The sequence below is a fragment of the Streptomyces sp. NRRL B-24085 genome (genome assembly GCF_001282115.1).
Lineage (GTDB): Bacteria > Actinomycetota > Actinomycetes > Streptomycetales > Streptomycetaceae > Streptomyces.
Map to the genome: position 1 here is coordinate 1 of NZ_LJBR01000172.1, position 4,906 is coordinate 4,906.

6 protein-coding genes and 1 pseudogene are annotated in these 4,906 nt (G+C 71.0%); 1 reads left to right on the plus strand and 6 read right to left on the minus strand.

Annotated features, from left to right (window positions below; genetic code table 11):
* Together AOJ26_RS45225 and AOJ26_RS20125 are read right to left on the minus strand one after the other, a co-directional pair.
* Nucleotides 1-239, minus strand: a 239-nt coding sequence (locus AOJ26_RS45225) for a hypothetical protein (RefSeq protein ID WP_218780935.1), incomplete at its 3' end; no start/stop codon positions are given.
* Between the two features lie 55 nt (nt 240-294).
* Complete coding sequence (locus AOJ26_RS20125) at nt 295-1,251, minus strand: arabinan endo-1,5-alpha-L-arabinosidase (protein WP_053849711.1); 957 nt, start codon at nt 1,249-1,251, stop codon at nt 295-297.
* Between the two features lie 148 nt (nt 1,252-1,399).
* Here AOJ26_RS20125 and AOJ26_RS20130 point away from each other — a divergent pair.
* Nucleotides 1,400-2,195: pseudogene (locus AOJ26_RS20130) on the plus strand (alpha/beta fold hydrolase).
* A 4-nt stretch (nt 2,196-2,199) separates the two neighbouring features.
* On the opposite strand, the gene AOJ26_RS20135 reads toward AOJ26_RS20130, so the two are convergent.
* Genes AOJ26_RS20135 through AOJ26_RS20150 form a run of 4 tightly spaced genes read right to left on the minus strand, consistent with a single transcriptional unit; the run spans nt 2,200 to nt 4,806 of the window.
* The gene (locus AOJ26_RS20135) at nt 2,200-2,730 is read right to left on the minus strand and encodes an SUKH-4 family immunity protein (protein WP_053849712.1); all 531 of its coding nucleotides are present in this window, start codon (nt 2,728-2,730) and stop codon (nt 2,200-2,202) included.
* A gap of 33 nt (nt 2,731-2,763) precedes the next feature.
* Nucleotides 2,764-3,315 carry a hypothetical protein gene (locus AOJ26_RS20140; RefSeq protein WP_234358617.1) on the minus strand — a complete coding sequence of 184 codons (552 nt, stop codon included), beginning with the start codon at nt 3,313-3,315 and terminating at the stop codon, nt 2,764-2,766.
* Complete coding sequence (locus AOJ26_RS20145) at nt 3,308-4,117, minus strand: hypothetical protein (RefSeq protein ID WP_053849714.1); 810 nt, start codon at nt 4,115-4,117, stop codon at nt 3,308-3,310. Before AOJ26_RS20145 ends, AOJ26_RS20140 begins: the two co-directional genes overlap by 8 nt.
* Nucleotides 4,114-4,806, minus strand: a complete 693-nt coding sequence (locus tag AOJ26_RS20150) for a hypothetical protein (RefSeq protein ID WP_053849715.1) — start codon at nt 4,804-4,806, stop codon at nt 4,114-4,116. Before AOJ26_RS20150 ends, AOJ26_RS20145 begins: the two co-directional genes overlap by 4 nt.
* Between the last annotated feature and the right edge of the window lie 100 nt (nt 4,807-4,906).

Below are 4,906 nucleotides of genomic sequence, written 5' to 3' on the forward strand. Positions count from 1 at the left end.
CCTCCGCCCCCGCCCGCCCAGATGCCGACGCCGGTACCGGCTCCGACGCCCGTACCGGCTCCGGCGCCCTTCCCGCCGCCCGGCGGACCGACCCCGCCCGGGGTGCCGGCCCGTGGGGGGCTCACCGCCGCGCAGGTGCGGGGGATGACCGCGCCGGCACCCGGAGCTCCGCAGGAGCTGTCCCAGGCGCCGGCCACCGGGTGGCCCAACGCCCAGAGCTGGCCCAACGCGGCGGGCATGGGACAGGTCGGCTGAGGCCGCTCCGCCTGGGGGGTGGCGGCGCGGCCGGTCTGATCAGTAGGCCACGGGCCAACCGCTGCTCCAGTTCAGAAGGTTGATGCCGAGCTTGGGCGTGCCGTTGTCGTTGCCGTCGTAGTAGTGGTAGACGATCAGGTCACCGTCGGAGTCGTTCATGATCGACTGGCCGCCGGGGCCGATGTACCGGCCGTGCGACTCCAGCACCGGGGTGCCGCCGTTGTTCGTCATCGAGACGCCGTTCCTGTCGACGTACGGACCGGTGACGCTGGTGGCGCGGCCGACCTTGACCTTGTAGGTCGAACTGGTGCCGGCGCAGCAGGTGTCGTAGGACGCGAAGAGGTAGTAGTAGCCGTTCCGCTTCACGATGTACGGCGCCTCGACGGCCTTGGTCCCGGTCGGGCGGGAGGCGATCGAGTAGCGGGTGGTGTTGGTGGAGAGCTGCTTGCCGGTGGACGGGTTGATCTGGATCATCTTCAGGCCGGTCCACCAACTGCCGAAGGACAGCCACCACTTGCCGTCGCCGTCGACGAACAGGTTCGGGTCGATGGCGTTGTAGTCGCTGGAGGTGGTGGAGGTGTACACGGTGCCCTGGTCGCTCCAGGAGCCGGGCAGGCCGGTGCTCGAAGTGGCCAGCCCTATCGCCGACTTGTTGGACCCGAACGTCGAGACGGCGTAGTACATCAGGTACTTGCCACCCTGGTAGGAGATGTCCGGCGCCCAGGCCTCGGTGGCGTACGACGACCACCAGCCCGGCTTGGCGGAGAACGCGTCGCCGCCGGCCGTGAACGCGATCCGGTCGGTGGAGGTGCGGTGACCGAGGCCGCCACCGGTGCCGTACAGCAGGTAACGGCCCGCCGGGGTACGGATCATCGTGGGGTCATGGATGGTGGTGGCACCGGTGACGGTCCCGGGGTTGGGGTAGGCGGAGGCCGTCCCCGGGATCAGGGCCAGCAGGAAGGCCACGGGGACGGCCAGGAGTGAGGTGCGGCGCACGGTGACGCTCCTTCGCAGGATGCGAGTGGGGGGATGTTCGATATGCCGATCACCGATCAGAGCTTCGGACGGGACCGTAGAATCGAACCCCTTGCGCGTCAATGGTCCGCGCACACCTCACCCGTCGTCATGGTCCTCAGGGGGCTCCATGGCTGCCGTGCACGTGACCGTGTGGGACGACCGGGAGGGCGGTGGCGCACTTCGTCCACAACCTGCTGAGCTGGGGCAGCGATCCGACGTACGGGTTCGCCGGGCAGCGGCCCCTCGCGGCCGGCCGGCGGCTGCTGTTGCTGGACCGGCGGGGTTACGGCCACAGCCCGGACACCGTGCGCAGTGACTTCGAGGCCGACGCCGAGGACGTGGTCGAGGTGCTCGGCGAGCGGGTCGGGGACGGTGGCGGCCACCTGGTGGGGCACGGCAACGGCGGTGTCGTCGCGTTGCTCGCCGCCGCGCGGCGGCCCCGTCTCGTCCGCTCCCTCGCGCTCGTCCAGCCCTCCGCCTTCACCGCGGCCACGGACCGCCCGGTCGTCGCGGACCTTCTGGACCGCGTGCGCGGCAGCGCCCCGGGGGTCCCGGACGGCGTGACGCCCGAGCGGTTCCTGCGTGACTCCACGGAGGGCATCGGGCTGGCGGTGCCGGAGCCCACGCCGGTTCGGCTGCGGGCCGCCGCCACGTCGATGCGGGAGCGGCCGATCTGGGAGGCCGAGATCCCGCTGCCGGCCGTACGGGCCGCCGCCGTGCCGGTTCTGGTGATCTGCGGGACCTGGGAGGACGCGCCGGCGGCGTACCGCGAGCACGTGGGCCGGCCGTTGATCGCCGTCGCCGAGTCCCTCACGGACTCCCTCGGAGCGCGCCTCGTACGGGTGCCCGGGTACTACCCGCACACCCAGCGGCCCGCCGCCGTCAACGCCGCCCTCGGGGGGTTCTGGGACTCCTGCGGGTGAGCGGTCAGCCGACCTGCTCGAACACCATGGACCACCAACTGTCCGGCTGGGCGAACGCGTACGGGTCGCGGGCCTTGAGGTACTCGACGAGCTTGTCGGTGTAGGGGGCGCGGTCCTGCGGCGCGGCCTGCTCCAGGTGCCGGGTGCGCAGCGCGAACCGGTACAGGAACTCGACGAGGTCGGCGAGGGTGCGGTTCACGATCTCGGCGCGCGGCTCCGCGTCGAAGGACATGAGGATGACGTAGCCGCGGTCCATGTCCAGGCAGTACCGCATCGCCGGGTCGTCGGTTGGGCCGCCCAGGACGAGGATGTGGGTCTCCTCGCCGCCCGCGGCCACCGGCACCACGGTGAAGGGATCGGGTCCCTCGTCGGCGGTGTCGAGGGTGAACAGCACGTCGACGAAGACCGGGACGCCGACCTCGCACAGCACCTCGGCGTCGGCCTCGGACAGTCCGCGCTCCTCGGCGACGGCACGGTCCAGCGTGACCACGCGGTCCGCGCCGAACAGTTCCGTCATCTCCTCATGGGTGGCCATGCGTCCTCTGCTTCCCCTCGTGCTCTGTCCGTGTCAGCCGGTGAGACCGGCCCGCCGCAGCAGTTTCAGCCAGTCGTCGTACTCCAGCAGCTCGTCGTCGATCTCCGCAAGCCGCGCGTAGTCCGCGGTGGCCAGCCGGTCCAGGAAGAACGCCGCCACGCCGGGCGCGAGCTGCTCGAAGCGCTCCGCGTCGACCCAGTCGCCGCCCGCTTCCGGGTTACCGAGGACGCCGCCTCCGGCGCGGTCGAGGAAGACGGGTGCCTCGTTGACCATCCCGATGCAGTACAGCTTCTCCGGGGACAGCGGCAGCGGGGAGTCGACCACCGGACCGCAGTAGAACTGGTGCTCCTCGGCCTCCGCCAGGCCGAAGAGCTGCACGTTGGGCCCGCAGCTCGCGCCGTCCAGGACCCGGCAGAAGTCCAGGAACTCCCGCGGCACCCCGTCGGCCTCCGCGGCGGCCGCGGTCTCCTCGTCGATCGTCCCGCCGAGCGTGAAGCTCAGCACGTCCGGGCTCTGAGCCAGTGCCGTCCGCAGGGCGTCCACCGTCTCGGTCAGGCGGGACGGTCCCGGGCTCGCGCTAGTCATCTGGCCACCACTTGATGTCGATGTTGATCGGATTGCCGTCCGGCAGATCCTTGATCTGCGGACGTATCTGCTGCGTGCCGATGTCGAAGTTCGTCGTCCGGTCCAGCATCCGCAGGTTACGCCACGCGTCCGGACCACCGGTCTGGAGTTCGTTGACGTGGTCCGGCTGCATCGCACGGGCCGCCACCGCGGCCTCCTCGGCGAACTCGGGGTCGTCCTTGTGGTTCCTGCGGATCAGCGCCTCCAGCGCGCCCTTGTACTGCTTGGTGATCTCCTTGTCCCGGTAGTCCTCCGTCCTGCCCTTGAACTTGAAGAGCTTGCCCTCCTCGCCGAGCCGCTGGAGGGCCCGCGCCTTCCGTTCGAAGGCCGGCTTGGGCATCCCGGGCTTCCACTCCAGGGTGACGGTGTGCGGGTCCTTCGTGGTGTCCGGCCGGTCCTTGCCGATCCCGCCGCTGTCGCGGACCGCGTCCTGGTCGCGGGAGCGCTTGACGATGTTCTGGAGCATCGTCTCGATGTTCTTGTCGTTGCGCGCGTGGTTGTCGCCCATCGCCCGCACGCCCTTGGACACGTCCTGGAGGTGCTTGTGGAGCTGGTCCTCGGCTTCCTCGATGGCCCTGAGGATCTTCTCGGCCCCGGTCTCCACGGCCGCCGCGAGGGCGCCCTTGCCCCGGGTGCGGTCCAGGCCGGCGCGGCTGCGGCGCAGGTGGGGGCGAGCGCCGGACTCGTGCTCGTCGGCCTGGGAGGTGATGCGGTCGGCGAGCCGGTCGTGGAGGTCCTTGTCGCTGCGCACGGTGTCGCTCACGCGGCACCCCCCTTGCTGAAGGTGCCCGTGGTGCCGGTGGCGGCGTCCAGCCCCTCGGAGAAGCCCTCGCTGCCCGCCCGCAGGGTCTTGCCGGGGCTGTAACCGTCCTGGAGGCCCACCGCGTTGGCGCCGAGCTGGAGGACGAGGTCGGAGGCCATGTTGCCGAGCGCGGAGTAGACCGGGCCCATGGCGACGGACATGAGCTCCTCGACGAGGAGTTGCTCGGCCTCCTTCAGCAGCCGCCGCACGATGAGGCGGGTGGCCTGGGTGGCGCCGAGCGCGCCGACCTCGGAGAGCCCGAGCGTGAAGGGTGCGGCGGCCTGGGCGGCGATGATCTCGGCGGCCAGGATGCCGAGTTGGACGATGGCGGCCACCTTGGCGCCGGCCACGGCGATCGCGGCGCCGTCCAGGGCCACCGCCCCGAGGTCGGCGGCTTCCCCGAGCCGTTCCAGGTGTACGTCGCTGACCTTGCCCCAGTGCTGCTGGAAGGCCGCCGTCGCGATGCCCTCGTTGCCCTCCAGGAACTCCCGGACGACGCTCGCCGTGGCCTCCTTGCCCTCCCGCATCTGGGCGGCGAAGGAGCGCAGGCCGTCGGCCATGTCCCGGTAGTCGTCCTCGTCGACGTTCGGCCACTCGACGCCGATGAGGTCCAGCACCCAGGCGGCCTCGTCGGGCAGCACGACCCCCATGCTCGTTCCCCCTTTGTCTTGGCAGGACCATTTCAGGTCACGCGTACGACGGCCGAACTTTACTACGGGGGGCCGGAATTGCTGGAGGGTCGGGAGGGGG

Excerpts from the sequence above, each read along its gene's own strand:
- AOJ26_RS20140 (WP_234358617.1), bottom strand. The coding sequence starts at position 3,315 with ATGACTAGCGCGAGCCCGGGACCGTCCCGCCTGACCGAGACGGTGGAC.
- AOJ26_RS20135 (WP_053849712.1), bottom strand. The coding sequence starts at position 2,730 with ATGGCCACCCATGAGGAGATGACGGAACTGTTCGGCGCGGACCGCGTG.
- AOJ26_RS20150 (WP_053849715.1), bottom strand. The coding sequence starts at position 4,806 with ATGGGGGTCGTGCTGCCCGACGAGGCCGCCTGGGTGCTGGACCTCATC.